Source organism: Bradyrhizobium vignae (assembly GCF_900324035.1).
Classification (GTDB): Bacteria; Pseudomonadota; Alphaproteobacteria; order Rhizobiales; family Xanthobacteraceae; genus Bradyrhizobium; species Bradyrhizobium vignae.
Genome location: NZ_LS398110.1, coordinates 1090874 through 1117155 on the forward strand (window position 1 = coordinate 1090874; position 26282 = coordinate 1117155).

Annotated in this window: 23 protein-coding genes; 7 read left to right on the forward strand and 16 right to left on the reverse strand. The window is 65.2% G+C overall.

Features of this window, described 5'->3' with window-relative positions; all coding sequences use genetic code 11:
* Nucleotides 1-354 precede the first annotated feature (354 nt).
* Together purD and BRAD3257_RS05285 are read left to right on the forward strand one after the other, a co-directional pair.
* Nucleotides 355-1638 carry a phosphoribosylamine--glycine ligase gene (purD, locus tag BRAD3257_RS05280; RefSeq protein WP_122400962.1) on the forward strand — a complete coding sequence of 428 codons (1284 nt, stop codon included), beginning with the start codon at nucleotides 355-357 and terminating at the stop codon, nucleotides 1636-1638.
* A 239-nt stretch (nucleotides 1639-1877) separates the two neighbouring features.
* Nucleotides 1878-2780: an alpha/beta fold hydrolase gene (locus tag BRAD3257_RS05285; RefSeq protein ID WP_122400963.1), complete on the forward strand. Its 903-nt coding sequence runs from the start codon at nucleotides 1878-1880 to the stop codon at nucleotides 2778-2780.
* A gap of 528 nt (nucleotides 2781-3308) precedes the next feature.
* Here BRAD3257_RS05285 and BRAD3257_RS05290 read toward each other — a convergent pair.
* Nucleotides 3309-4475 (reverse strand): IS110 family RNA-guided transposase, encoded by a 1167-nt coding sequence (locus BRAD3257_RS05290; protein ID WP_122406387.1) that lies wholly within the window; start codon nucleotides 4473-4475, stop codon nucleotides 3309-3311.
* Nucleotides 4476-4621: 146 nt separating this feature from the next.
* Nucleotides 4622-5080 (reverse strand): nucleoside deaminase, encoded by a 459-nt coding sequence (locus tag BRAD3257_RS05295; protein ID WP_122400964.1) that lies wholly within the window; start codon nucleotides 5078-5080, stop codon nucleotides 4622-4624.
* A gap of 120 nt (nucleotides 5081-5200) precedes the next feature.
* On the opposite strand from BRAD3257_RS05295, the gene BRAD3257_RS05300 reads away from it, so the two are divergent.
* Together BRAD3257_RS05300 and rsmD are read left to right on the forward strand one after the other, a co-directional pair.
* Nucleotides 5201-7156: a pseudouridine synthase gene (locus BRAD3257_RS05300; RefSeq protein WP_162500119.1), complete on the forward strand. Its 1956-nt coding sequence runs from the start codon at nucleotides 5201-5203 to the stop codon at nucleotides 7154-7156.
* Between the two features lies 1 nt (nucleotide 7157).
* The gene (gene rsmD / locus BRAD3257_RS05305; RefSeq protein WP_122400966.1) at nucleotides 7158-7715 is read left to right on the forward strand and encodes a 16S rRNA (guanine(966)-N(2))-methyltransferase RsmD; all 558 of its coding nucleotides are present in this window, start codon (nucleotides 7158-7160) and stop codon (nucleotides 7713-7715) included.
* Nucleotide 7716: 1 nt separating this feature from the next.
* Here rsmD and mutL read toward each other — a convergent pair whose 3' ends face one another.
* The gene (gene mutL / locus BRAD3257_RS05310; RefSeq protein WP_122400967.1) at nucleotides 7717-9531 is read right to left on the reverse strand and encodes a DNA mismatch repair endonuclease MutL; all 1815 of its coding nucleotides are present in this window, start codon (nucleotides 9529-9531) and stop codon (nucleotides 7717-7719) included.
* 292 nt (nucleotides 9532-9823) lie between these two features.
* Here mutL and BRAD3257_RS05315 point away from each other — a divergent pair, with 292 nt between their 5' ends.
* Nucleotides 9824-10141 carry a ribbon-helix-helix domain-containing protein gene (locus BRAD3257_RS05315; RefSeq protein WP_122400968.1) on the forward strand — a complete coding sequence of 106 codons (318 nt, stop codon included), beginning with the start codon at nucleotides 9824-9826 and terminating at the stop codon, nucleotides 10139-10141.
* Nucleotides 10142-10374: 233 nt separating this feature from the next.
* Here the strand turns inward: BRAD3257_RS05315 and BRAD3257_RS05320 are convergent, their stop codons facing one another.
* The 4 genes from BRAD3257_RS05320 to BRAD3257_RS05335 are packed head-to-tail and all read right to left on the reverse strand — an operon-like array spanning nucleotide 10375 to nucleotide 13346.
* Nucleotides 10375-11943, reverse strand: a complete 1569-nt coding sequence (locus tag BRAD3257_RS05320) for a GMC family oxidoreductase (RefSeq protein ID WP_122400969.1) — start codon at nucleotides 11941-11943, stop codon at nucleotides 10375-10377.
* Nucleotides 11944-11970: 27 nt separating this feature from the next.
* The gene (locus tag BRAD3257_RS05325) at nucleotides 11971-12519 is read right to left on the reverse strand and encodes a gluconate 2-dehydrogenase subunit 3 family protein (protein ID WP_122400970.1); all 549 of its coding nucleotides are present in this window, start codon (nucleotides 12517-12519) and stop codon (nucleotides 11971-11973) included.
* Between the two features lie 44 nt (nucleotides 12520-12563).
* Nucleotides 12564-12959 carry a VOC family protein gene (locus tag BRAD3257_RS05330; RefSeq protein ID WP_122400971.1) on the reverse strand — a complete coding sequence of 132 codons (396 nt, stop codon included), beginning with the start codon at nucleotides 12957-12959 and terminating at the stop codon, nucleotides 12564-12566.
* Entirely contained in the window at nucleotides 12960-13346 is a 387-nt protein-coding gene (locus BRAD3257_RS05335; protein WP_162500120.1) for a c-type cytochrome, read from the reverse strand. It lies immediately after the preceding gene.
* Nucleotides 13347-13650: 304 nt separating this feature from the next.
* Here BRAD3257_RS05335 and BRAD3257_RS05340 point away from each other — a divergent pair, with 304 nt between their 5' ends.
* A complete protein-coding gene (locus BRAD3257_RS05340; protein WP_122400972.1) occupies nucleotides 13651-13956 on the forward strand; it encodes a hypothetical protein in 306 nt (101 codons plus the stop codon).
* A gap of 154 nt (nucleotides 13957-14110) precedes the next feature.
* Here BRAD3257_RS05340 and arfB read toward each other — a convergent pair whose 3' ends face one another.
* From arfB to BRAD3257_RS05375, 7 genes are all read right to left on the reverse strand, one after another.
* The gene (gene arfB, locus BRAD3257_RS05345; protein WP_122400973.1) at nucleotides 14111-14527 is read right to left on the reverse strand and encodes an alternative ribosome rescue aminoacyl-tRNA hydrolase ArfB; all 417 of its coding nucleotides are present in this window, start codon (nucleotides 14525-14527) and stop codon (nucleotides 14111-14113) included.
* 119 nt (nucleotides 14528-14646) lie between these two features.
* Nucleotides 14647-16113: a M16 family metallopeptidase gene (locus BRAD3257_RS05350; protein ID WP_122400974.1), complete on the reverse strand. Its 1467-nt coding sequence runs from the start codon at nucleotides 16111-16113 to the stop codon at nucleotides 14647-14649.
* Nucleotides 16032-17426, reverse strand: a complete 1395-nt coding sequence (locus BRAD3257_RS05355; RefSeq protein ID WP_430648813.1) for a M16 family metallopeptidase — start codon at nucleotides 17424-17426, stop codon at nucleotides 16032-16034. Before BRAD3257_RS05355 ends, BRAD3257_RS05350 begins: the two co-directional genes overlap by 82 nt.
* Nucleotides 17427-17628: 202 nt before the next feature.
* Nucleotides 17629-18351 (reverse strand): hypothetical protein, encoded by a 723-nt coding sequence (locus tag BRAD3257_RS05360; RefSeq protein WP_162500545.1) that lies wholly within the window; start codon nucleotides 18349-18351, stop codon nucleotides 17629-17631.
* 96 nt (nucleotides 18352-18447) lie between these two features.
* A complete protein-coding gene (gene lspA, locus BRAD3257_RS05365) occupies nucleotides 18448-18942 on the reverse strand; it encodes a signal peptidase II (protein ID WP_122400977.1) in 495 nt (164 codons plus the stop codon).
* 10 nt (nucleotides 18943-18952) lie between these two features.
* Entirely contained in the window at nucleotides 18953-21997 is a 3045-nt protein-coding gene (gene ileS / locus BRAD3257_RS05370) for an isoleucine--tRNA ligase (protein WP_122400978.1), read from the reverse strand.
* Nucleotides 21998-22204: 207 nt separating this feature from the next.
* Nucleotides 22205-23176, reverse strand: a complete 972-nt coding sequence (locus BRAD3257_RS05375) for a bifunctional riboflavin kinase/FAD synthetase (RefSeq protein WP_122400979.1) — start codon at nucleotides 23174-23176, stop codon at nucleotides 22205-22207.
* 229 nt (nucleotides 23177-23405) lie between these two features.
* On the opposite strand from BRAD3257_RS05375, the gene BRAD3257_RS05380 reads away from it, so the two are divergent.
* Nucleotides 23406-23801 carry a response regulator gene (locus tag BRAD3257_RS05380; RefSeq protein WP_122400980.1) on the forward strand — a complete coding sequence of 132 codons (396 nt, stop codon included), beginning with the start codon at nucleotides 23406-23408 and terminating at the stop codon, nucleotides 23799-23801.
* Nucleotides 23802-23919: 118 nt separating this feature from the next.
* On the opposite strand, the gene BRAD3257_RS05385 is transcribed toward BRAD3257_RS05380, so the two are convergent.
* Nucleotides 23920-24774, reverse strand: coding sequence for a TIGR01459 family HAD-type hydrolase (locus tag BRAD3257_RS05385; RefSeq protein ID WP_122400981.1), 855 nt, complete (start codon nucleotides 24772-24774; stop codon nucleotides 23920-23922).
* Nucleotides 24775-24789: 15 nt separating this feature from the next.
* The gene (locus BRAD3257_RS05390; protein WP_122400982.1) at nucleotides 24790-26259 is read right to left on the reverse strand and encodes an EAL domain-containing protein; all 1470 of its coding nucleotides are present in this window, start codon (nucleotides 26257-26259) and stop codon (nucleotides 24790-24792) included.
* Nucleotides 26260-26282: the final 23 nt, after the last annotated feature.

The following is a 26282-nucleotide window of genomic DNA, read 5'->3' on the forward strand; positions in this document are numbered from 1 at the left end:
CAAATAGTTAAGCTGCAACATCCCACACGCATTTAGAACGATGTTCATTGCTTTGGGTCCAAGTGCTTGAGCCAAAACGGGAGTTTTCGCGCGTTATGCGTGAATCTTTACCCAACTCAGTCATCACACCTGGAAGGCGAGACGGTCCGGAAAGCGGCTGGCCCAACTATTTTCTCAAATAGGCGCATCAGCCACTCCGCCCGCCTCAGCGTCATCCCCGCACCCGTGTGAGAGAGCGGGATGACGAACGGCCGCGCTGCGGGAATGACGTTGGCGACTGGTTCACCCCCCTTCACACCCACCCCGATTCGTGCGACCTCCGCGCCCAGCAAAACCCCTCATTCTGAGCCTTCGATGCACATTCTCCTGCTCGGTTCCGGCGGCCGCGAACATGCTCTGGCGTGGAAGATCGCAGCCTCTCCCCTGGTGACCAAATTCTGGTGCGCGCCCGGCAATGCCGGCATCGCCAAGGAGGCGGAATGCGTGGCGCTCGATGTCGCCGACCATGCCGCGGTGATCGACTTCTGCAGGAAGAATGCAGTCGAGCTCGTGGTGGTCGGGCCGGAGACGCCGCTGGCGGCCGGCATCGTCGACGATCTCACTGCGGCCGGCATCAAGGCGTTCGGCCCGAGCAAGGCGGCGGCGCAGCTCGAAAGCTCCAAGGGCTTTACCAAGGCCCTGTGCACCGAGTTCGGCATTCCGACCGGCGCCTACAAGCGCTTCACCAATGCGAATGACGCGCGCGCCTATGTGCAGAGCCAGGGCGCGCCGATCGTGATCAAGGCCGACGGCCTTGCCGCCGGCAAGGGCGTCGTCGTCGCCAAGACCTTGCGCGAGGCCGAGGACGCCATCGCCATGATGTTCGAGGGCGCCTTCGGCGAGGCCGGCACCGAGGTCGTGATCGAGGAGTTTCTGCCGGGCCGCGAGATCAGCTTCTTCGCGCTCTGCGATGGCGAGACCGCGATCCCGTTGGCCTCTGCCCAGGACCACAAGCGCGTGTTCGACCATGACGTCGGCCCCAACACCGGCGGCATGGGCGCCTATTCGCCGACGCCGCTGGTGACGCCAGGGATCCACGACGCGATCATGGCCAAGATCATCCTGCCGACGGTATCAGGCATGAAGCAGCGCGGCACGCCGTTCCGCGGCGTGCTCTATGCCGGGATCATGCTGACGACGCAGGGCCCGAAACTGTTCGAGTTCAACGTCCGCTTCGGCGATCCCGAGTGCCAGGTCTTGATGCTGCGCATGATGAGCGACATCGTGCCGGCGCTGCTCGCCGCCTGCGACGGCGAGTTGAAGCATTTCGATCTGCGCTGGTATCCGGAATCCGCGCTCACGGTGGTGATGGCGGCGAAGGGCTATCCCGGCGACTACCAGAAGGGCACGCGCATCCAGGGGCTGGAGGAGGCCGCCAAGGTCGAGAGCGTCGAGATCTTCCACGCCGGCACGGTCGCCAAGGACGGCGCGATCCTCGCCAATGGCGGCCGCGTGCTCAATGTCTGCGCGCTCGGTGCGACCGTGACGGAAGCGCAGGCCCGCGCCTACCAGGCCGTCGACCGCATCGACTGGCCAGGCGGCTTCTGCCGCCGCGACATCGGCTGGCAGGCGGTCGATGCGGAGAAGGCCAAGACTTGAGAAGGCCAAGACTTGAGAAGGCCAGACTTGACGTGTCATTCCGGACGGCGCGCCGAACGCGCCGATCCGGAATCTCGACATTTTCGCCACCGCGCCGCCACATCGACACGCCAGAAATATCCAATTGCCTGTTGGGGTTAGCAGCCCCGCACATAATACCGCTACTGTGCATGGGGTTGTTTTCGACATTTTTGTTTGTCGGGCCGGCTCCGCGACTGACCAGATAAGGATGCAAGAAGATGTCCGATCTCGCCGACCTCTATCCGGGCTTTGCCGCCGAATGGATCGACACCTCCTTCGGCCGCATCTTCGCCCGCGTCGGCGGCAGCGGGCCGCCCCTCCTGCTCCTGCACGGCTTCTCCGAAACGCATGTGATGTGGCACCGCGTGGCACCGGAGCTTGCCGACCATTTCACACTGATCATCGCCGATCTGCCGGGCTACGGCTGGTCCGACATGCCCGAAAGCGATGCGCTGCACATCCCCTACAGCAAGCGCGCGATGGCGAAAGCCATGGTCGAGGCGATGGAGCGTCTCGGTCACGTGCACTTCGCGCTCGCCGGCCACGACCGCGGCGGCCGCGTCTCCTATCGCCTCGCGCTCGACCATCCCGGCCGGCTCTCGAAGCTCGCCGTGCTCGATATCCTGCCGACCTATAATTACTGGGAGCGGATGAACCGCGCCTATGCCTTGAAGATCTATCACTGGACCTTCCTGGCGCAGCCCTATCCGCTGCCGGAGACGCTGATCTCTGGCAATGGCGAATTCTTCCTGCGCTTCAAGATGGCGAGCCAGACCAAGTCGAAGACGCTGGACGCGATCGACCCGCGCGCGCTCGAACACTACATCGCCCCGTTCCGTGATCCCGCCCGGGTGCACGCGATGTGCGAGGACTACCGCGCCGGCGCCTATTTCGACTACGACCTCGACAAGGCCGATTTCGATTCCGGCAAGAAGATCACGATCCCGATGCTGACGCTGTGGGGCAATGCCGGCGTCGCGCAAGCCGCCGCCACGCCGCTGGAGACGTGGAAGCAATGGGCGACCAAAGTGGACGGCATGCCGGTGGACTCGGGGCACTTCCTCACCGAGGAGAACCCGGACGTCACCGCGAAGGCGTTGCGCGAGTTTTTCTCGGCTTGAGCCACACCGTCATTGCGAGGAGCCCTTGCGACGAAGCAATCCAGTCTGTCTCCGCGGGAAGACCCTGGATTGCTCACATGGGGATTTGGTGTGTCAAGGCGGTTTGTTCAGCTCTTTGTTCGATTGCAGGCCAGCTCTTCGTCCCGACCGTGGAGCACGTAGGATGGCGCGCGCAGATCGAGTCAAGGTCGGCCCGTAGGGCCGTCGCGAAGCGACTTGGCCTTGACTCGAGCGAGCACGCCATCAGGCTTTGGCAGTCGGGGCAGCGGGCGGATAACTCCTTTTCGTCAGGCGATCCAAGGGTCGAGCCGGTTGTTGCAATCTGGTTTGCTTGCCAGATCAAACTCACATTCGGTCGCCGCGCGGCGGCGGCTGCACCAACATTCCGCTTGCGGCGGGCAGGCTCGAGAGGACGAGACCATTCTTCGTTACGGCGTTTGAAGCCATGCAATCCATCGGTTCGTCCACCCGGATCGGCCGAGGCTGATCAATCTCGGCGGATTGGCTTTGAGGCTGAGGAGCGTGGTGTCAGGCGGCGGCCTTTATCTCGGCTCCCTCGATCACCACGCCCGCGGTCACGTACTTCCAGAGGGCCACGAGCAGCTTGCGCGCGAGCGCCACGATCGCGCGCTTGCGGCCGCGTTGGCTGTGCACCTTGAACCACTGGGTCAAAGCCGATTGAGGCTGGTGGCGTACCCAGAGCCAGGCGAGCTGGATCATCGTGGTTCTCAGGCGCGGATTGCCAGCCTTCGACACGCCTTGCTCGCGCTCGATGCCGCCACTGCGCCATGGCGTGGCTGCAAGGCCGGCATAGGATGCAATCTGGCGGCGGTTGGCGAACTGCCGGTAAAAGGCCTCCGACCAGAGAACGGCCGTGAAGTTCGGGCCCAGGCTCTTCAGTTCGAGCAGCATTGCCACCGGGTTCGATACGGTCTTCTCCCCCGCCGCCTTGCTCGCGGCCAGCAACGCATCCTGCTCGCGCTCCACCGCCGTGATCTGGTCGAGCAGCAGTTCGAGCCGGTCGAGTTCGCGGCTGATCTGCGCCTTCAGATGCGCCAGCAAGGCGCGCCCGTCGCCCGTCCGCAAGGCCTCCAGCCGCTTCCGCCGGTCTCGCCGCAGCGGCGCGTAGTCGAAGATCCCTTGCGCGAACAGAAGACCCTTGATCCGGTTCACATGCTCGATCCGCTCCGCGATCAAGGTCTCTCGCTCGCGGCACAGCCTACGGCGGTCCTCCTCTGCCGGAGAGGGCGCAACGACCATGGCGCAGACCCGTACCTCGCCGCGCTTGTAGGCCAGCAGCGTCCGCAACAGCGTCTCGCCATCCAGCCGGTCCGTCTTGGCCCGCCGGCGCCGGCGCGGCGTCGCAATCGAGGCCGGATCGACTACGTGGCTCTCGATGCCTTCCTGCTGCAGGGCGCGGTGAAGCCAGAACCCGTCCAGCCCCGCCTCCTGGATCGTGATGAGCGGATAGCTCTCACCCGTTCGCGCCTGCGCCTTGCGCTTCAGCTCCGCAAACAGCTTCAACAGTTCCGAAAGCTCGCCGGCCTTCATGCTGCGTTTGGACATCTTCTCGCCCTTGCAGGGCGACAGCGAAGTGACCAGCCATGTCGAACGGCTCAGTTCCAATGACACAAAAATTGCGCCAAACTGCGTGCGGATAGCGGCCAGTCCGTCGGAAGGATGATCGAGCAACATCGTCGTCTCCAGGTTGAATGGATTCAGCAACCCTCAGTCTGGCCTCAGACCTGGTCGCTATCCACTCCCCATGGAATCTTCGCGGAGCCTGTCATCGGGCCGCGCTGCGCGCGGATCCGGTGGCTCGCAATGGCGGGGGAGACCCCTTACCTCCGCTCCCGGAAAAACTCCTTGAGCAGCCGCGCCGCCTCGCTCTCGCCGACGCCGGAGTAGACGTCCGGCGCGTGGTGGCAGGTCGGCGAGGCAAAGAACCGCACGCCCGACTCCACCGCGCCGCCCTTGGGATCGGCGGCGCCGTAATAGAGCCGGCGGACCCTTGCAAAGGAGATCGCGCCCGCACACATGGTGCAGGGCTCCAGCGTCACGTAGAGGTCGCAGTCGACGAGGCGCTCGCTCCCGATCTTGTTCGTCGCCTCGCGCAGCGCGATGATCTCGGCATGGGCGGTGGGGTCGTGGTCGGTCAGCGTCCGGTTGGCTGCGGTGGCGACGACCTCGGACTTGCGGACCACCACGCATCCGATCGGAACTTCGCCCGATTTTCCGGCATTTTCGGCCGCCAGAAGCGCCAAATCCATGAAAGAAGGGGCTTTCATGCCTCGTATCATCGCCAGAAACCTGCTACTAGCTCCGCCTTCAGCAAGAGTGGATACCGGTTTTGCCTGAGCATGCGGCTCCGAACGAGCGCGCGCAATGCTCCTCGCGCGACCCCCTAAGTGAGATCATTCATGCCTCGCGACAGCGACAAAGACAACGATTCCCGCGGCCGGCGAGGCCCGGCCAAAGGCCGCAGCGGCAAGCCGCGCGGCCCCGAGAAGAAATTCGCCAAGCGCGGGTTCGAAGGCAAGGGCGCTCGCGACAGCCGCCCGTCCCGCGGCGACCGCGACAGCCGCCCGTTCCGTCGTCGCGATGAGGGCGATGCCCCGCGTCGCGAGTTCAGTGATCGTCCCCGCTTCAAGCGCGAGGACCGCGGCGGCGAGGAGCGCAGCTTCAAGCCGCGTGGCGACCGGCCGTTCAAGCCGCGCGGCGATCGTCCGAATTTCGACCGTGACGAGCGCGCGCCACGTGGCGAGCGAAGCGAGCGGCGTGTCGAGGATCGCAAGTTCTCGCGTGGCGGTTCGGATCGGCCGCGCAAGGATTTTGGCCGCGGCCGCGACTTCCGGGATCGCAAGGGCGACCCGGGAGATCGCAAGCGAGACTTCGAGGGCGGCGACCGCAAGCGCAGCTTTGGCGATCGTCCGCGCGAGCGGGGCGATTCCAAGCCGTGGCAGAAGCGCGAGGCGGGCCCGCGTGGTGACCGTCCGCGCAAGTCCTTCGACAAGGATTTCGGCGGCCGCGATCGCAGCGACGAGAAGCCCTGGCGTCAGCGCGACGATCGGCGTGAAGGTGGCCATGGCGACGACCGTCCGCGTTTCTCCCGGCGCCGGGACGAGGGTGATGATCGCCCGCGTTTCTCGCGCCCGCGCGAGGAGCGGTCCGGTGACGATCGTCCGCGCTTCAATCGCTCGCGCGAGAAGCGGCCGGAAGGCCGCATGGACTGGCAGGAGCATCCGCGCAGCGAGGGCCGTTTCCGCGATCGTCCGCGCCGCGACAATGAGGACGACAGCAGGATTTTCGAGAAGCGCCCGGCCTTCGGCGGCCGCGGCGCCTATCGCGAGCGCGATCGTGATTTCGAGGGCCGGCCACGCCGCGATGACGCGCCGAAGCCGAAGAAGGCCGGCGAGCGCATCGCCAAGGTATTGGCGCGCGCGGGCCTTGCCTCGCGCCGCGACGCCGAGGAAATGGTCACGCAGGGCCGTGTCACCGTCAACGGAAGGGTGATCAACTCGCCGGCGCTCGACGTCACCCGGAACGACGTCGTCATGGTCGACGGCAAGCCGTTGCCGGAGCGCGAGCGCACGCGGTTGTTCCTCTACCACAAGCCGCGCGGGTTGATGACGACGCATGACGACCCCGAGGGGCGCCCGACCGTATTCGACAATCTGCCCGAAGGCCTGCCGCGGCTGATCAGCGTCGGCCGGCTCGACTTCAACACCGAAGGCCTGCTCCTGCTCACCAATGACGGCGGCCTCGCGCGCACGCTCGAGCTGCCGGACACCGGCTGGCTGCGCCGCTACCGTGTCCGCGCCCATGGCGACGTCACCCAGGCGCAGCTCGACGCGCTCAAGAACGGCATCGAGGTCGAGGGCGTCAAATACGGTCCGATCGAGGCGACGCTTGAACGCGACCAGGGCGCCAATGTCTGGCTGGTGTTCGCGATCCGCGAAGGCAAGAACCGCGAGGTGCGCAATGTCTGCGCCCATCTCGGCCTCGAGGTGAACCGGCTGATCCGCATCTCCTATGGCCCGTTCCAGCTCGGCGAGATCCCCGAGGGCCAGGTCGAGGAGATCCGCTCGCGCGTGCTGCGCGAGCAGCTCGGCGAGAAGGTGATCGAGAAGTCGGGCGCGCAGTTCGACGTACCGCAAAAATCCTCTGCGGGCGGCGGCGATGCGCCTCGCGAGAACAAGCCCGCCGGCAAGCGCGCCGTCATCAGCGACCGCAAGGGCCGCCGCGTGCTGGTGCAGCGCACCGGCAGCGAGGAGGCGCGCGAGCGCAACGAGATGGAAGCGAGCGGCTATGGCCCGCCGCGCCGTCCCAAGCGCGGCTATCACGGCAAGCGCGACCTGACGCCGCGGGATGAATAGCATGCGCGTGGTCGGCGGTCGCCTGAAGGGGCGCAATCTCGCCTCACCGTCTTCGCGCGACATCCGTCCCACGGCGGATCGGCTGCGAGAATCCGTGTTCAACATCCTCGTGCACGCCTATGACGATCCGATTGCGGATGCGCGCGTGCTCGATCTCTTCGCCGGCACCGGCGCGCTCGGCATCGAGGCGGCCTCGCGCGGTGCCAAGTTCACGCTGTTCGTCGACAATGGCGCCGAGGCGCGCGCGCTGTTGCGCAACAATGTCGAGTCGCTGGGCCTTGGCGGCGTCACCAAAGTCTATCGTCGCGACGCGACCGATCTCGGTCCCGCGCATCCCGTCGAGCCGTTCTCGCTGGTGTTCCTCGATCCGCCCTATGGCAAGGGCTTTGCGGAGAAGGCGCTTGCGTCCTTGCGCGACGGCGGCTGGCTCACCCCGGGCGCGTTGCTCGTGGTGGAGGAGGCCAAGGCCGCGCAATTCGTGACGCCGGAGGGTTTTGAGGAATTGGAGCGGCGCGCGTACGACGATACGGAGTTCGTGTTTTTGAAGCGAGACGCTTAACTCACCTCCGTCCGAACAGCTTCTCCACGTCGCTCAGCTTCAGCTCGACATAAGTCGGGCGGCCGTGATTGCACTGGCCGGAGTTCGGCGTCTCCTCCATCTCGCGAAGCAGGGCATTCATCTCCTCGGGCCGCAGCCTGCGGCCGGCGCGCACCGAGCCGTGGCAGGCCATGGTGGCGGCGACGTGCATCAGGCGGCGTTCGAGAGGAAGAGCCTCGTCCCATTCGGCCATGTGCTCGGAGAGATCGCGAAGCAGCCCGACGGCATTGGTCTTGCCGAGCAGCGACGGCGTCTCGCGGACCGCAACCGCGCCGGGGCCGAAGGATTCGATGGCAAGGCCGAACGAGGCCAGCTCCTTGCTGCGTTCGAGCAGGCGCTCGACAGTCGCCTCGTCCATCTCGACGATCTCGGGGATCAACAGGATCTGCCGCTGCACGCCGTTTGCGGCGAGCGAGGCCTTGAGCCGCTCGTAGACGATGCGCTCATGCGCAGCGTGCTGGTCGACGATGATCAGGCCGTCCCGGGTCTGCGAGACGATGTAGGTCTCGTGGATCTGGGTGCGCGCCGCGCCGAGCGGGCGGTCGACGAGGTCGGCCACCGGCTGCGCCTCGATCCGCACGTCCGCGCTGGGTGCACCGACATCGAACGCCGCCTGCGCGCGCTCCGCGAAAGCCGGCGCAGCCGAGCCTTCGAAAGAAGGCATCGGCGCGACCGGGGCAGATGGCGAGGTCCGCCAGTCCCAACTCGCCGGGCGCGGCGGCGTGAACGCGGGCCGGAATGAGGACAGCGCGCTCTCGCCGCTGTTGGCGGCGGTGCGGCGGCCCTCGCGCGCGAGTGCTTCCTTCAGCCCGTGCACGATCAGCGCGCGGACGAGGCCGGCGTTGCGGAAACGCACCTCGGTCTTGGCCGGATGTACGTTGGCGTCGACCTCGCGCGGATCGAGCGTGACGAACAGCGCCAGCACCGGATGGCGGTCGCGCGGCAGATAGTCGGAATAGGCGGCGCGCACGGCGCCCAGGATCAGCTTGTCGCGCACCGGTCGGCCGTTGACGAAGAGATATTGGCCGAGCGCGTTGGCCTTGGTCAGCGCGGGAGCCGCGGCATAGCCGGCAACGACGATGCCCTCGCGCTCGGCATGGACCTCGATGGCGTGGCTGCGGAATTCAGCGCCGAGAATATCGCCGAGCCGCGTCAGCCGCCCGGCGGCGCCGGGCAGGGCGGCCGCCCAGGTCACCGGCGCGCGCTCCTCGCCCGCGAGCGTGAAGGCGATGTCGGGCCGCGCCATGGCAAGGCGCCGCACCACCTCGCGGATCGCTTCCGCCTCGGTGCGGTCGGTCTTCAAGAATTTCAGCCGTGCCGGTGTTGCATAGAAGAGGTCGCCAACCTCGACGCGGGTGCCATGCGCCAGCGCCGCCGGCATGATCTCGGACTTCTCGCCGCCCTCGACCGACAGCGCCCAGGCATGCGGCTCGGTGGCATGGCGTGTCGTGATCGACAGCCGCGCCACCGAGCCGATCGAAGGCAGCGCCTCGCCACGGAAGCCGAGGGTGCGAATCTGCAGCAAGTCCTCGTCATCGAGCTTGGACGTCGCGTGGCGCTCCACGGCGAGCGCGAGGTCCTTCGCGGTCATGCCGCTGCCATCGTCGGTGATGCCGATCCGCCGCCGCCCGCCGCCATCGGTGAAGATATCGATCCGGCTCGCGCCGGCATCGATGGCATTCTCGACGAGTTCCTTCACCACGCTCGCCGGACGCTCCACCACCTCGCCGGCGGCGATGCGGTTGACGACCTGTTCTGGCAATTGGCGGACGGGCATGGAATCTGACTTGGGGGCTCTGACTTGGGGGCTCTGACTTGGGGCTCTGACTTGGGCTCTGACTTGGATTCGCTGTCGGCGCCATTCTAGGCCGTGTTGCGTCAAAAGCATGCGTTGGGCAACAGCCGCGTGGCGGCCTGGGGAAGAGGGATGCCTATCACATTGAAGACATTGGGCGTTCGAGAAAATCGCGCAGTCCGGATGAAGCCACTTGCGGGCTACTGTCGTGATTGTGGGGTGCCGGGCCGCGGTGTAGCATCGTGAAAAAATGGCAACAGGACGGGAGGACGCCATGTGCCATCTCTTCGCGCACCAGCCTCAACGCGACTACGAATCCCAGACCCGCTCGCTTAGAATCGGCGGGCACTGCACGTCGATTCGGCTGGAGATGGCGTTCTGGGACACTCTGGAGGAGATCGCAGCCAAGGAGGGCATGAGCCTCGGCAAGTTCCTGACCACGCTCTACAACGAGGTGCTCGACCATCACGGCGAGGTCAATAATTTCGCATCGCTGCTGCGGTGCTCCTGCCTGATCTACCGCTCCCGGAGCGTCACACCAGTCCAGGATTTCAAGGCAACCGTTGCGCCCATTCTCGACGCGGCCGAATAGCTATCCCAACAAAGGCGCGTATCCCGGATGGAGCGCAGCGCAATCCGGGATTCGTGCCACCAGCGGCGGTGGTCCCGGATTACGCTGCGCGTAATCCGGGCTACGCTACTCCCTCCACATCGTCATAGCGAGGAGCAATTGCGACGAAGCAATCCAGAACTTTTTCGCATCGGTAGTCTGGATTGCTTCGCTTCGCTCGCAATGACGGAGGAGAGCGGTTCGTCTATCAGGCCTCAAATTTCCTTCTTCTGCATCGCCCCGGCAATGTAATCCGCCTGCCGGATCGCCAGCGCGACGATGGTCAGCGTCGGATTGCAGGCCGCGCCGCTGGTGAACTGGCTGCCGTCGGAGACGAACAAGTTCTTGATATCGTGGCTCTGCCCGAACTTGTTGACGACGCCGTCGCGCGGCTTCTCGCTCATCCTGTTGGTGCCGAGATTGTGCGTGCTTGGATAGGGCGGCGTCGGATAGGTCACGGTGGCGCCGACGGCGTCGTAGACCGCAGCGCCCTGCTTGTAGGCATGCGCGCGCATCGCGACGTCGTTGGGATGATCGTCGAAATGCACGCTCGCGACCGGCTGGCCGAACTTGTCCTTGACGACTGGGTCGAGCGTGATGCGGTTGGTCTCCTGCGGCATGTCCTCGCCGACCAGCCACATGCCGGCCATCCTGGGATAACCGTCGAGCGCTGACGTGAACGAACGTCCCCAGGCGCCGGGATTGAGGAACGCCGCCATGAAGGGCAGGCCGATCGACAGCGTCTCCATCTCGTAGCCGCCGACGAAGCCGCGTTTCGGGTTGTTGGCCGCTTCATCGCGGATGATGCCGGCCATGGTGGTGCCGCGATACATGTGCACCGACTTCTCGAACACGGCATAGACACTGCCGGTCATATGGCGCATGTAGTTGCGGCCGACCTGTCCCGATGAATTGGCGAGACCGTCCGGGAACATGGTCGAGGCACTGTTGAGCAGCAGCCGCGGGCTCTCGATCGAATTGCCGGCGACTGCGACGATGCGCGCCTTCTGGCGCTGCATGGCGCCGCTCTCGTCAGCGTAGACGACGCCGGTCACCTTACCGCTGGAATCATGCTCGATCTTGACCGCCATGCTGCTCGGCCGCACTTCGAGATTGCCGGTCGCCTCGCCCTTGGGGATCTCGGTGTAGAGCGTCGACCATTTCGCGCCGGACTTGCAGCCCTGGAAGCAGAAGCCGATCTGCTGGCAGGAGCCGCGTCCGTCGCGCGGTTGGCTGTTGATCGCCATGTTGCCGGTGTGCACGGTCTTGTAGCCGAGCTTCTTTGCGCCGGCCTCCAGCACCTTGAAGTTATTGTTGCCGGGAAGTCCGGGAATGCCGTTGGTGCGGGTCACGCCCATCTTGTTCTCGGCCTTGGCGTACCATGGCTCCATCTCGGCAAGCGTGATCGGCCAGTCCAGGAGGTTCGCGCCAGGAATGTTGCCGTAGGTGCTCTTGACCCTGAACTCGTGCTCATCGAAACGCAGCGAGGCGCCGGCCCAATGCACCGTGGAGCCGCCGACCGCCTTGACGATCCAGGCAGGAAGATTGGGAAAGTCCTTGGCGACGCGCCACGTCCCCGACGTGGTGCGCGCGTCCGACCAGGCGAGCTGGGAAAAGCTCTCCCACTCGTCGTTGACGAAATCCTGGTTCTCGATGCGCGGACCTGCTTCCAGGATGACAACCTTGACGCCCTTTTGCGCGAGCTCGTTGCCCAGCGTGCCGCCGCCGGCTCCGGAACCGACGATCACCACAACGCTGGAGTCGTTCAGATCGAATTTGGCCATATGCGTTCTCCTGAACCGTTGGGTGCGTTAAGCCTTCGGCAGCCAATCGATGTCGGCGAAGCCACGATTGATGTAGCCGCCGTGCTCGGCGGAGGAGCCCTCGTAGCCGAAGCGCGGCCAGACCTCCTTCTGGTTGTAGAGCGAGACGACGAGATCCCCGCGCACCTTCTGGAAGAAGTCGCTCTGCTCGATCTCCTTCAGCAGCACCACGCGGTCGGCCTCCCAGGGCACTTCGACATAAGGCACCTTGTGGCGGTCGCGCGCGTTCTGATCGAGCCGCGCAATGCCGTCGCTGATCAGCGATTTGACGGCGGGATCCTTCGCCGCCTTGCCGTCCCAGGGCTTGATTGCGGTGATGTAATAGCTGTCGCCGAGCACATCGTGCGGATAGATGTCGCGCGCGACCTTCAGCAGCGTCTTCATCGTCGCGGGCGAGAGCGTGGTGGCATCATCGGCCCAGGCATCCCCGATGCTGGTGGCGATACTGGTCGCGACAGCGACGACCGGCACAGCGGTCGCCGCGCCCTTGAGAAAGACGCGGCGGCTTTGCTTGCTTCGACGATCGATTTCTCTCATGGCATTCCTCCGTGGATTTTTGTGATTTGGTTCTTGTGATTTGATCAGCCGAAGCGTCCGCCTCGCTGGATCACCTCTATCTTGTAGCCATCGGGATCGCTGACGAAGAAGAAGCGCGCCAGCGTCTTGCCGCCGTGCTTGAAGTCGCGCAGCGGCCCCGGTGCGAGGCTCTCGCGCTCGAAGCGGGCATGCTCGGCATCGAGATCCTCGACCACCACGGCGAGATGGCCGTAGCCATCGCCGAGCACGTACGGCTCCTTGCGATCGAAATTTACCGTCAGCTCCACCTCGAAAGGTGAGGAGGGATGACGCAGATAGATCAGGGCGAAATCCGCGAATTTCAGGTGGTCGGCGACCTCCAGGCCGAAGGCGCGCCTGTAAAAGTCGAGTGAGCGCGCCTCGTCGCGCACGCGGATCATGGAATGGATCGGCTTTGCCATTCAGTTCTGCTCCTTGAGAAAGGCGATGATGGCGGCGCGCGTCTCGGGCTTGGCCTGCCGGTAGACCATCACTACGCCGGGAATGACGGCTTGCGGATTGGCCAGCCACGCATCGAGCCGGGTCTCGTCCCAGGTGAAATCAGCCTCGGCGAGGCCGTCCGAATAATGGAAGCCCTCGACCTTGCCGGCGGGCCGGCCCAGGACCTTGACCAAGGGGGGGCCTTGCCGCATCGGCTCCGACAGGCTCAAGGTGTGACACACAGCGCATTGCTGCTTGAACAGTGTGGCACCGTCCGGCGGCCTTGTGGCCGGCAACGGCATCTGCGCGTCGGCAACCCTGACCAACAGCACCATCGCGGTGCACAATCCCAGCACGACCACGCGCATCGTCAAGAATCCGCCCAACTGCATCGACGTGCGCAAACACTAGGCGCGGCCAAACATGCGGTGGTAGTAGCGGGCTGTGTCGCTGCGCGCGTCGATGCTTGTGGCGTGTGGTGCTCCGCGCTGCCTTATATGCGGAGCACAATTCCGCGAAAGCGCCGTCAAATCCCTAAACGTTCACCACATGATGCGCATTGCATGACCGTCGCGCCGCTTGAACTCTCTACGCGATGCAATGGTCCGGTGCAGACGAGGCGGCGCAGGGAGCCGCCGAGCCATTCATTGCGAAAAAATCCAGGAGAAATGGATGAAGTTGGTGAAGACCTCGATGATCGCATGCGCTCTGTCGGCTCTCGTTGCGACGCCTGTTCTCGCGCAAGGCGCGCCACCCGCCAAGACAGGCGGCACGGTGCAAAGCAAACCCATGCAAGGCGGCACCATGGGCAGCGGTGACGAGGAGATGAACGCTCAGCCGGGCGCAGCGGGCGAGAAGACCGGCATGAAATCAACCAAGGGCACCAGGGGCACGGTCGGCACCACGGGGAGCGCTGCGCACAAGGGAACAGCCGACGATTCCACCACAGGCGGCGCAGCCCCGTCGAAGCGTTACTAAAGCATGATCCGGAAAAGTGCGAAGCGGTTTTCCGGAAGATCATGCGCAAAACAACAGCCTGAAGCGCGATGACGATTCGTCCAAATCTCATCGCGCTTTGGCGCAACCGGCACAACTCCGGTCGCGTTGCGGCCGGAGTTTCCTGCCGCGCCGGTTAGTCGTCGAAGCGGCCGCCGCGTCCGGCCTTGATGTCGCTGCGGCGCTTCTTGCCTTCGAGCCGGCGTTGCTTGGAGGCGTAGGTCGGCCGCGTCGCGCGGCGCGGCGTCGGCCGCACCATGGCCTCCTTGAGGATCTCGACGAGGCGGTCGATGGCGTCCTGGCGGTTGCGCTCCTGGGTACGGAAGCGCTGGGCGTGGATCACGATGACGCCGTCCTTGGTCATGCGCTGGCCAGCGATGCGGGCGAGGCGCAGCGCGGCATCCTCGGGCAAGGTCAGCTTGCGGGTGTCGAAGCGCAGTTGCGCGGAGGTCGCGACCTTGTTGACGTTCTGCCCACCCGGGCCGGAGGCGCGGACAAAGCCGATCTCGATGTCGTCCTCGTCGATGACGAGATCGCGGGATATCCGCAGCATGATGGCACCATTCGTGATGTCCGGACATACCGCGGACGCCGGCCCTCAGCAATGGCGCTGCCGCGAAACGCAAATGGCCGGGCGAGCCCGGCCATTTCAGGAAGCGTATGGAGAGGAGGTCAGTTCGATTTCGGCGCCGTGGCTGCCGGCTGTGCGGCGGCCTGCGGGGTGCGGCCGACGACGACGGTCAGCAGCCCCTGGCCCCAGAGCCGCTTGGCGGCCGCCTTGGCATCGTCCAGCGTCACCGCATCGACGATGGCATTGCGCTTCTCGATGTAGTCGATCGGCAGTTTGTCCTGCTGATATTGCAGCAGTGCCTGGGCGAGCTTGGACGAGGTGTCGAGCGCCAGCATCTGCGAGCCCTTGAGGTAGGACTTGGCCTCGTCCAGCTCCTTCTGCGTCGGGCCCTCCTCGGCAATGCGGCGCACCTCCTTCTCGATGGCATCGATGGTGTCGCCGGCGCGGTCGGCGCGGGTGCCGGTGTTGCCGATGAAGACCGCCGAATGCTCCATCCAGAGCAGCGATTCGAACACGGAATAGGCGAGGCCGCGCTTCTCGCGCACCTCGCGATAGAGCCGCGAGGACAAGCCGCCGCCGCCGAGGATGTGGTTGACGACATAGGCGGCCATGAAGTTCGGGTCGCTGCGCTTCACGCCGGGGCCGCCGAAGGTGATCACGGTCTGCGGCACGTCGAGCGGCACGAAAGCGCGTTGCGGCGGCTTTGCAGCCTCGACGTCCGGGACTGGCGTCAGATTAGCCTTTGCGGGCAGGCCACCGAAGGTGTGGTCGAGCAGCTTGCCCAAGGTCGCCGGATCGACGTCGCCGACGACCGCGATCTTGAGCCCATCCTTGGCGAGAACGCGGCCGACATAATCCTTCAAGTCGGCGACCGTGATGGTCGGCACGCTGTCGAGATTGCCGTTGCTTTGCCGGCTGTAGGGATGATCGCCGAAGGCGACCTCGAGGAACCTGCGGCTCGCCAGCGAGGTCGGATTGGTGGTCTCGCGGCGCAGGCCCGAGATGACTTGCGAACGGATACGCTCGACGTCGGCACTGTCGAAATGTGGCGAGGTCAGCGCCATCCTGAGCAGGTCGAAGGCCTCGTCCTTGTTGTCGCGGAGCATGCGCAGGCTGCCGCGGAAGGTGTCGCGCGTAGCGCTGAAGGAGAGCTCGATGGCGCGGCGGTCGAGCCGTTCATGGAACATCTTGGAATCGAGATCACCGGAGCCTTCGTCGAGGAGGTCGCCGACCAGATTGGCGACGCCCGGCTTGTCCTTGGGATCCTGCGCCGAGCCGCCCGCGAAGGAATATTCCATCGCGATCAGCGGCACGGTCGCATCCTGCACGAACCAGGCTTCGATGCCGCCCGGCGAGATCAGGTGCTGGATCTTTGCGGCCGCCTGCGAAGGCGAGACCGCCGCCAGCGCAAGCGCGGCGCCGGTGACGAAGGACAGCGCGAAATGTCTCGTGCGCGGGAAGTGTGATGCGCGAAGGAAGGAATAGGTCACGAACGCTTCTCCTCGCGCTTGGCGGTGGCGGTGTCCTTGATCAGATAGCCCGTCACGGAACGCTTCTTCTCGAGCCATTTCTGCGCAGCGGAGCGCACCTGCTCGGCGGTGACGGCGCGGATGCGATCGGGCCAGCTCCTGATGTCCTCGATCGACAGGCCCGTGCTCAGCGCGCCGCCGTACCAGCGCGCCAGTACGGCCTGGTTGTCCTGGGCATAGATCGCCTCGGCAATCAGCTGGGTCTTGACCCGTTCCAGATCCTCGGCGCGGATCGGGTTCTGCGCGACGTCGGCGATGACGCCGTCGACCGCCTGTTCCACGTCTGCGAAGCTGACGCCGGGTTTCGGCGCAGCCGAGATCGCGAATTGAGTCGGGTCGAGCGAGATGCTCGAATAGCTGGCGCTGGCGGAGACCGCGAGCGGCTTGTCGACGACGAGGGCGCGGTAGAGATAGGAATTGCTGCCGCTGCCCATCAGCTGCGCCAGCACGTCGAGGGCCGCGCTCTCGCCGGCCGCGGCCGTGGTGGCCGAGGGCACCAGATAGTAGCGCCGCATGTTCGGCTGCTCGACGCGCGGATCGGCCAGCGTGACGGTGCGTGGGGCGGCGGGCTCCGGCTCCTGCGGACGGATACGTCGCGCCGGGATTGCGGGCTGGGCGGGAATGGCGCCGAAATTGCGCTCGACCAGCGGGCGGATTTCGGCGGCGTCGACGTCGCCGGCGATCACCAGGATCGCGTTGTTCGGCGCATAGAAGCGACGATAGAAGGCGAGCGCATCCTCGCGGTCGAGCTTCTCGATCTCCTGGTGCCAGCCGATCACCGGCCGGCCATAGGGATGATTGAGGTAGAGCGCCGCCATGATCTGCTCGTTGAGCCGCGCGTCCGGATTGTTGGCGACGCGCATGTTGTACTCTTCGAGCACGACGTCTCGCTCGGGCAGCACGTTCTCGTCCTTGAGGACGAGGCCTGTCATGCGGTCGGCCTCGAACTCCATCATGGTCGGCAGCTGCTCTTTCGGCACGCGCTGATAATAATTGGTGTAGTCGACCGAGGTGGAGGCGTTCTCGTTGCCGCCGACACGGAGCACGGTCTGGGAGAATTCGCCGACCGGATGATTCGAGGTGCCCTTGAACATCAGGTGCTCGAGGAAATGGGCGAGGCCGGACTTGCCTGGGGTCTCGTCGGCCGAGCCGACCTTGTACCAGATCATCTCGGTGACCACGGGGGTGCGGTGATCCGGGATCACCACGACCTGCATGCCGTTATCGAGCGTGAAGCTCGCGGGTGGGGCCGATGTGACCGTGGTCTGGGCAAGGGCGGCGCCGGCCGAAAGGACACTGGTCGAAAGCAGCGCGGCAAGAAGGCAGGCAGCCGATCGGTAAGAGGACATCATGAACCCTGGTGAAAGGTCGAGCCCGGATCTCCGGCTCGGAAGGCACGGCATGGTACACCGTGCGGCTGAGGCTTCGCGTCACGAAGCAGAGAACTCAACGCGTAGGCAAGTTACTGATAGGCAATCTTGAATGGCGTCGGGCGGACATGAGCCGCCGACGCTCGATTCCCGTCGCTCAGAATGCAGCGACGGGACAGGAACGCTATTGTTCCTTCTCCTTGCCGGACATGATGTCGTAGTACATCCGCCGCGACTTGTCCGGGCCGGCGCCATAGGCATAGTTCGGCGAGGGCGTCTGGTAGCCCGGCGGCGGCTCGACCAGCGACTGGCGCGGCGGCTCGCTGACGAATTTCTTCTCTTCGGTGGCGTTGCCACCCTTCATCATGTTCCACAGGCCGCCGGAGTAGCCGAGTTCGGCGGGGCTGAGTGACGGATTGCCATTGGTACCCGGCTGGATCGGGTCATTGCTTGTCCGGGGCGCTGCCGCGACCTGGCCGGCCTTCATCTCGGCGGGCGTGAGGGGCTGGGCGGCTTGCCAGTTCTCCGTTGCTTTGGTGGCCTTCTTGCGCGCGGCGATGGCCTCCTTGCGGCGCTTCTCGTCGGGATCCTTCGGCCAGTTCGGCGCAGCCTTGGCTTCAGTCGCAGGCGGCGGCAGATCGAGGTTGGGCGGCACGACCAGCGGCGAGCGCTCGCGGTATTCGATGCCCTTCTTCTCCATGCTCTTGGCGCCGAGGCCGGACATCAGATTGTCGATAAGCCTCTCTTCGAAGGTCATATCGTCTTCCTCGTCGTCGTCACCGGCGCGGGCCGCGCCGGTCGACATGACGAGACCGATGCCGAGTGCGACAGCAGACAATTTCAATGCCCGCCAAAGCCCCCACCGGGGGTCTCGCACCATCGAACCGCTGGTCATCGCGCTGCGCATCACTTTACCTGTTCCATATTGTGGCAGATTGCCGCTCGCGCGCGGCTCCAACCTCGCAAAAGCGGGGTTCCACCGGCCGGTCCGTATCGGCCGGGATCAGGGCGCTTTTGCGGCGGGTACCCCCAGGATGGAATCATACAATAGCGCCGCCACCCCAGCAACGATGGCCACATCCGCGAGGTTAAACACATACCAATTATAGGTATTTCCGGCGATCTCGATGTGGAACAGGGCGAAATCGATCACTGCCCCGTGGACGAAGCGGTCTATGCCGTTGCCGACGGCACCGCCGATGATCAACCCCAGGGCGACGGTCGCAAGCCGGGTGTGCGATCGGACCATCCAGATCGTCAAGGCGACCACAGCGATAACCTTCACAGCCATCAGCGCGAGCTGCGCCGCCTGATCGTCGTTCTGGAGCCAACCGAAGCTGATCCCGACGTTCTTGGCCAGCACCAGGTCGAAGAACGGCGTCACCCGCACTGCGCCGCGACGGGCGAGGTCGAACACGTTCAGGAGCCAGAGCTTCGAGGCCTGGTCGGCCACGAGCGTGACCACGGCCGAGAGGATGCCGGCGCGGAGCGGGGTCATGGCCGATCGATCAGACGCTCACCCCCAGCGCCTTCCATTCGCGCAGCGCCTTCGCGTCGCGCGGGGTGACGTCGGGGTATTCAGGGTCCTCGCCGACCGTCGGCGAAATCTTCCAGGAGCGGGCGCATTTGGTGCCGACCGCCTTCTCCACCACGACCGCGACGCCGGGGACAGCATCGAGACGGAATGCACCTGCCGGCGCCTCGCCCTCTCGCACCTCGTAGTTCGAGGTGATGCAGACTTCAGCGAGATCGACGTCGAACAAGGTCGCCAGCATGCCGCGATCGGCGACATAGATCACCGGCGAAGCCTCCAGCGAGGAGCCGATGTTCTTGGCGGCCCGTTCCAACTCGAGCGCGCCGGTGACGACGCGACGGACGTTGCGGATCGTCTCCCATTTCGCGGCGAGTTTGTCATCGCGAAAGGCTTCGAGATCGGTCGGGAACAGCGTCAGATGCACGGACGGCTCCGCGTCGGGCCGGTACATGCGCCAGGCTTCCTCCGCGGTGAAGCTGAGGATCGGGGCCAGCCATTTCAGGATCGAGGCGCACAGCAGGTCGATGGTCGTCAGCGCCGCTTTGCGCGTCAGTGACGATGGCGGATCGCAATAAAGCGTGTCCTTGCGGATGTCGAAGTAGAACGCGGAGAGCTCGCTGTTGAGGAAGGCGGACAGGATCGCGACCACGGTCTTGTAGTCGAACTCCCGATAGGCCTTGCCGATCGCGGCGGCGCGCACCGCGAGCTCGTGCAGCATGAAGCGCTCGAGCTCGGGCATGTCGGCGGGCGCGACCGCGTCGGCAGGCTTGTAATGATGCAGCGTGCCCAGCATCCAGCGCACGGTGTTGCGCAGCTTGCGATAGGTCTCGACGGTGTTCTTCAGGATCTCGGGCCCGATGCGCTGATCGTCGGTGTAGTCGCAGGACGCGACCCAGAGTCTCAAGATGTCGGCACCGGATTCCTTGATGACGGCCTGCGGCTCGATGGTGTTGCCGAGCGACTTCGACATCTTGCGGCCGTCCTCGGCCTGCGTGAAGCCGTGAGTCAGAACGATGTCGTAGGGCGCGCGGCCGCGCGTGCCGCAGCTCTCCAGCAGCGAGGAGTGGAACCAGCCGCGGTGCTGGTCCGAGCCTTCCAGATACATCACCGTGTCGGTGCCGCCGTCGACCTTGCGCTTGATGCCTGACAGCCCCGGGAAATGCACGGGGTCTTCCAGCACGAAGGCGTGGGTCGAGCCTGAATCGAACCAGACGTCGAGAATGTCGTCGACCTTCTGCCAGTCCTCGTTCGCGCGGGACCCGAGGAAGCGCTCGCGCGCGCCCGTCGCGTACCAGGCGTCGGCGCCTTCCTTCTCGAAGGCTTCGCCGATGCGCGCGTTCACCGCCTCGTCCTGGAGAATCTCGGCGGAGCCGTCGCCCTTCTCGCGCACGAACACGGCGATCGGCACGCCCCAGGCGCGCTGGCGCGAGATCACCCAGTCCGGGCGCGCCTCGATCATGCCGTTGATGCGGTTCTCGCCCGATGGCGGCACCCATTGCGTTACCGAGATCGCGTGCAGCGCGCGGGCGCGCAGCGTGTCGCCGCTCTTCGCCTTGCCGCCCTGCGCCACGTCCATAGCGCCGGGCTTGCCCGGTGCGTCCACAACAGGTTTGTCCATCGCGATGAACCATTGCGGCGTGTTGCGGAAGATCACCGGCTTCTTGGAGCGCCAGGAGTGCGGATATTGATGCTTGAGCCGGCCGCGCGCGAGCAGCATGCCTCTGTCGACGAGCGCCTTGATCACGGCCTCGTTGGCATCGCCCTTCTCGCCCTTGTCGTTGATGACACGCTTGCCGGTAAAGCCGGGCGCATGATCGGTGTAGGCGCCGTTCTCATCGACAGTGTAGGGGATCGCGGTGTTGATGCCGCGCGCATCGAGATCGCGCGCCTGCGCCATCCAGGCGTCAAAATCCTCGCGGCCATGGCCCGGCGCCGTGTGCACGAAGCCGGTGCCAGTATCGTCGGTGACGTGATCGCCGGGCAGCAGCGGCACGGTGAATTCGTAGCGGCCGGCAAGGCCCTTGAGCGGATGAGCGCATTCGATCGCGTCCATGGTGTCGCCGGGGACGTCGCGCACCTTCTCATAGGCGGTCACACGCGCTTGCTTGAACACCTCTTCAGCGAGTGCGTCAGCGAGGATCAGAAGGTCGCCGGTCTTGGCCCAATTGTCCGCGGGCGCGTCCGAGACCTTGTAGAGGCCATAAGCGATCTTCGGCGAGAACGAGATGGCGCGGTTGCCGGGGAGGGTCCAAGGCGTGGTGGTCCAGATGACGACGCTCGCGGAGGCAAGCGCACCGTGCGCTGGCGAGGTCACCGGGAATTTCACCCAGACCATATCGGAGGTGTAGTCCTCGTACTCCACTTCGGCTTCGGCCAGCGCGGTCTTCTCGACCACGCTCCACATCACCGGCTTGGAGCCGCGATAAAGCGTGCCGTTGGCGGCGAACTTCATCAGCTCGCGCGCGATCTGGGCTTCGGCGGGATAGCTCATGGTGGCGTAGGGATGGTCCCAGTCGCCGATCACCCCCAGGCGCTTGAATTCCTCGCGCTGCACGCCGAGCCAGTGCGTGGCATAGGCGCGGCACTCTCTCCGGAAATCGATCATGGCGGCACTGTCGCGGAAGTCGGGCTTCTGCTTGCCCTTCTTGCGATAGTGCTCCTCCTCGACCTTCCACTCGATCGGCAGGCCATGGCAATCCCAGCCCGGCACGTAGTTGGAATCGAAGCCGAGCATCTGCTGGCTCTTGGTGACGAGATCCTTCAGGATCTTGTTCAGCGCCGTGCCGATATGGATGTTGCCGTTGGCGTAGGGCGGCCCATCGTGCAGCACGAACTTGGCGCGGCCCTTCGCACTCTCGCGCAGCTTTTCGTAAAGGCCGATCTCGTACCAGCGCTTGAGGATCTCCGGCTCGCGCTGCGGCAGGCCGGCGCGCATCGGGAATTCGGTCTGCGGCAGGAACAGGGTTTTCGAATAGTCTTTGGCTTCAGACTTTTGCGACTTTTGCGGCTTTTCGGACATGAGGCTGACTGGCTCGGAGGTGGCGCGGGGAACGGCTGGGCGATGCGGAATCGCGGGGTGGAACGACGAAATCCCGGTCTTGCGCCGAGCCTTGAGGCTCAGGCGGAAGCCGGGCCGCTAATCCCTATGATGCGCCGCGCAAACATGGGCTCTCCATAGCAGGGGGGCGGAGGAAGCGCAAAGGTTCGGCTGGCCCGGTTTCGGCCCTTAATCGATCACGCCCAGCCTCGGAAACGCGTCCGGGGCAGCGGCCAGGATGGCGCGGGCGCGGCCGGAATCGTCGTCCATCTGGCGGATCAGGGCCTCCAGGCTGTCGAATTTCAGCTCCTCGCGGATGAAGCCGATGAAGGCGCAGTCGAGCGCCTGCCCGTAAAGGTCGCCCTTGAAGTCGAACAGGAAGATTTCCAGCAGCGGGGCGCCGTTGTCGAAGGTCGGGCGGCGGCCGAAGCTCGCCACCCCATCCAGGCGCTCGGTCCCCCGGCCGACCCGCACCGCGTAGATGCCGTGCTTGAGGCCGCAATTGGCATCCAGGCGGATGTTGGCGGTGGGATAACCGAGGTCGCGGCCGCGCTTCTCGCCATGGATGACTTCGCCGGTGATGAACCAGGGCGCGCCCAGCATGGTGGTAGCTTGGTCGAGCTGGCCCTCGGCGAGGGCGATCCGGATGGCACTGGAGGAGACCGGCCGTTCGTCGATATCGACATGCGGTTGCACGTCGACCTCGATGCCGAGCCGGGGCGCTTCGTTGACGAGAAGGCTCGGCGAGCCGACCCGTCCCTTGCCGAAATGGAAGTCGTAGCCGACCGCGATGCCGCTGACCCCGAGACGCCCGATCAGGTCATGGCGAATGAAATCTTGCGCGCTGGTTCCGGCACGCGCCTTGTCGAAGGTCATGACAACGGCGCCGGCAAGCCCGGTACCGGCCAAAAGCCGCAGCTTGGCCCGCTCGTCCGTCAGGCGGAATTGCGGGGTGTTGGGGCTGAAAAACCGCCGCGGATGCGGCTCGAAGGTCAATGCCAGCGCAGGGCGGCCATGCGCTCGGCCCATCTCCAGGGCAGCCGCAATCACGGCGCGATGGCCGAGATGAACGCCATCGAAATTGCCCATGGCGACCACGGCGCCCCTCGGAATGGCGGAATCCGGCGTTGTGTCGCGGATAACGGTAAAAGGCGGAGCCATCAGGGGAATTCTCGAACCGGGCAGGACCGGCCCGGACCGTGGCGCGACCGGCCCTGCGAAGTCAAGCGGCGGGGCGGGCAGACATTGAACACGATTTCAATCCTTCGGAGCGGCCCCCAGTTAACGGGCTGTTTAAGGCCTTGATGCTAGTGCTTGAGGCGTGGAACTGCCGGGCGCCGGCCTGGTAGTCCGATCGTAATATTCCTGGGTTTGCGTTGGGGGAGTCGAGATGGCGGTTGATTTGACGATGCCGGTTCTGGTGGTGGATGACTACAGCACCATGATCCGTATCATCCGGAATCTGCTGAAGCAGCTTGGCTTCGAGAATATCGATGATGCCAGCGACGGTTCGGCGGCGCTGAACAAGATGCGCGGCAAGAAGTACGGGCTCGTGATCTCCGATTGGAACATGGAGCCGATGACGGGTTACGACCTCCTGCGCGAAGTTCGTGCGGATCCGAACCTCGCCACCACGCCATTCATCATGATCACGGCCGAATCCAAGACCGAGAACGTGATCGCGGCGAAGAAGGCCGGCGTGAACAACTACATCGTGAAGCCGTTCAACGCGGCGACGCTGAAGACGAAGATCGAGGCGGTCTTCCCGGACATGGCGAGCGCGTAAGGCGCTTTCGTGTCCCGGACGCGGCGCTGCGCCGGGACCCCGTCCATTCACGACATCAGTTGCGCCTTCTGGCCCCGGCTCTGCAGCTCTTCGAGCTGCGTCCGGGGCACGATATTTTCTACCACTTCAATTCGCGCATCAGCGCCTTCGGCGGGTGGCCGAACAATTCCATCACCGAATTCGGGTCGAGCTGGTCGAGACCCTCGAACTCCTCGGCATGGATGCCGCGGGTCACGAACAGGCAGTCGATGCCGAATTCGCGCGCGCCGGTGAGATCGGTGCGGACGGAATCGCCGATCGCCAGCACCTTTTTGCGATCGATCTGATGGCCCTGCCGCTCGCCGGCGAGCGCCATGGCGCGCTCGTAGATCGGGCGGTGCGGCTTGCCGTAGAAGATCACCTCGCCGCCGAGCTCGCGGTAGAGCTCCGCGATGGCGCCGGCGCAATAGATCAGCCGGTCGCCGCGTTCCACCACGATGTCGGGGTTGGCGCAGACCAGCGTCAGCTTGCGCTCGCGCGCCTTCAGCATCATGCCGCGATAGTCTTCCGCCGTTTCGGTCTCGTCGTCATAGAGACCGGTACAGACGATGTAATCGGCTTCCTCGAGCGGCGCGGTCATCGCATCGAGGCCGCGATAGATCGAATTGTCGCGCTCGGGACCGAGCCAGAACATCTTGCGGCCGGGATGCTCGGCGACATAGAGCCGGGTCAGGTCGCCTGAAGATACGATCGCGTCATAGGTCTCATCCGGGACGCCGAGCTTGCGCAATTGCCGCTGCACGGAGTCGGCCGGGCGCGGCGCGTTGGTGATCAGGATCACCGTACCGCCGCGGCTGCGACAGGTGTGCAGCGCCTCGCAGGCTTCGGGGAAGGATTCCAGCCCGTTATGGACCACGCCCCAGATGTCGCTGAGCACCACGTCAACGCCGCCCACGAGCTCGCGCAGGCCTTCGGCAAAATGCAGCGTGGTCATGATGCGCGCGGCCGATCAGATGCGGCGTGCGAGCGCCGCGTTGCCGGTGATGCGTTGTGGTGGAGGCGCAGAAGACGTTGCGCCTGAGCTTTGTGTGCCGGAGCCATGAGGTCCCTGAATGTCTTTCGCCTGGTTCGGCGGCGCCCCGGCGGTAGCAGATGCCCCCTCCGGCCGCAATGGCCGGGGCGGCGCGAACAGGAAGCCCTGGCCGAACCGCACGTCGTAGTCGAGCAGATCGACCACGGCGCGCTCGCCCTCGATCCGCTCGGCGATCAGGTCGATGCCGAAGCGGCCGAGCAGGTCCGAGAGGTCGGACGGATGGATGTCGGAGGTCGAGGCCTGCCTGGGATCGAGCAGCAGCGTGGCCGGCACCTTGATGAAGCGTACCCCGCGATCGGCCAGCTCGCGCGGCTCGATCCTGAGATCCGTGACATGGTCGATCGAGAAGCGGAAGCCGCGCTGGGCGAGCGCGGCCAGGTTCTCGGTCTCGGCCGGGCCGAGATGGCGGAACGTCGACTGCTTGAACTCCAGCACCAGTGAGGGCGCGAGCGCGCGGTTGGCTTCGAGGAAGTCGAGGCATTGCGTGAAGGTGGTGGAATTGCCGAGCGTGGAGGCCGCCACGTTACAGAACACGCCGACGTCCTTGTTGCGCACCATCAGGCGCCGCAGCACCTGCACGCAGCGCAGCATCACCATGTTGTCGATGCGCCCGATCAGCCCGGAGGCTTCCGCGACGCTGATGAACTCCTCGGCGGCGATCAGCTGGTCGCGCTCGTCGCGCAGGCGCGTCACCGCCTCGTAGAACCGCACCTTGCGCTGCGGCAGCGTTACCATCGGCTGCAGGAAGATGTCGATGCGGTTCTCGTCGATCGCATTGCGCAGCGTCGCCAGCAACTGGGTCTGATTGCGTCCATTGCCGCTCTGAATCGGGTTGGCGGTTTGGGCCTGAATCGCCGGCGACGGCCGCGGCGGCACGGAAAGCGGAGGAGGGGCGACCGGCTTCTCCTCCTCGTGGGGAGCGGCCAAATCGACCGGCATCTCCGGCTCGGGCCTCGTGACCGGGGCGGGAGCCGGCGCGTTGCCGGCCAGCAGATCCTCATGGGCAGCCACGGTGGTGGCGAGCTGCCTGACCAATCCGCCCAGTTCGTTGATCTCGCCGATGACCGACTGGACGCGGTCGGAATTGGTCGAATTGGACGAGGCGATGCGGCCCTCGAGCGCTGCAAGCCGGCGGCCGAACTCGGCCACCTGCCGGGCGAGGTCGGCAGTGCCCCGCGAGAGGTCGGCAATCTGGCCGCCGACGTCGCTGCGGTCGCGCAGCCGCATCGACACCGCGTTGTAGAGGATCAGGAAGGTCAGCGCGGTCAGCGCCACGATCGCCGATTCCGTTCCGCTGATGCCGGCGACCGAATAGAGCACGAGCCCGAGCGAGGCCGCGACCAGGACCATGCAGATGGCGATGAAGATCGTCGAAATGCGAATCATGCCGCGCGTTCGCCTCAAGAGCT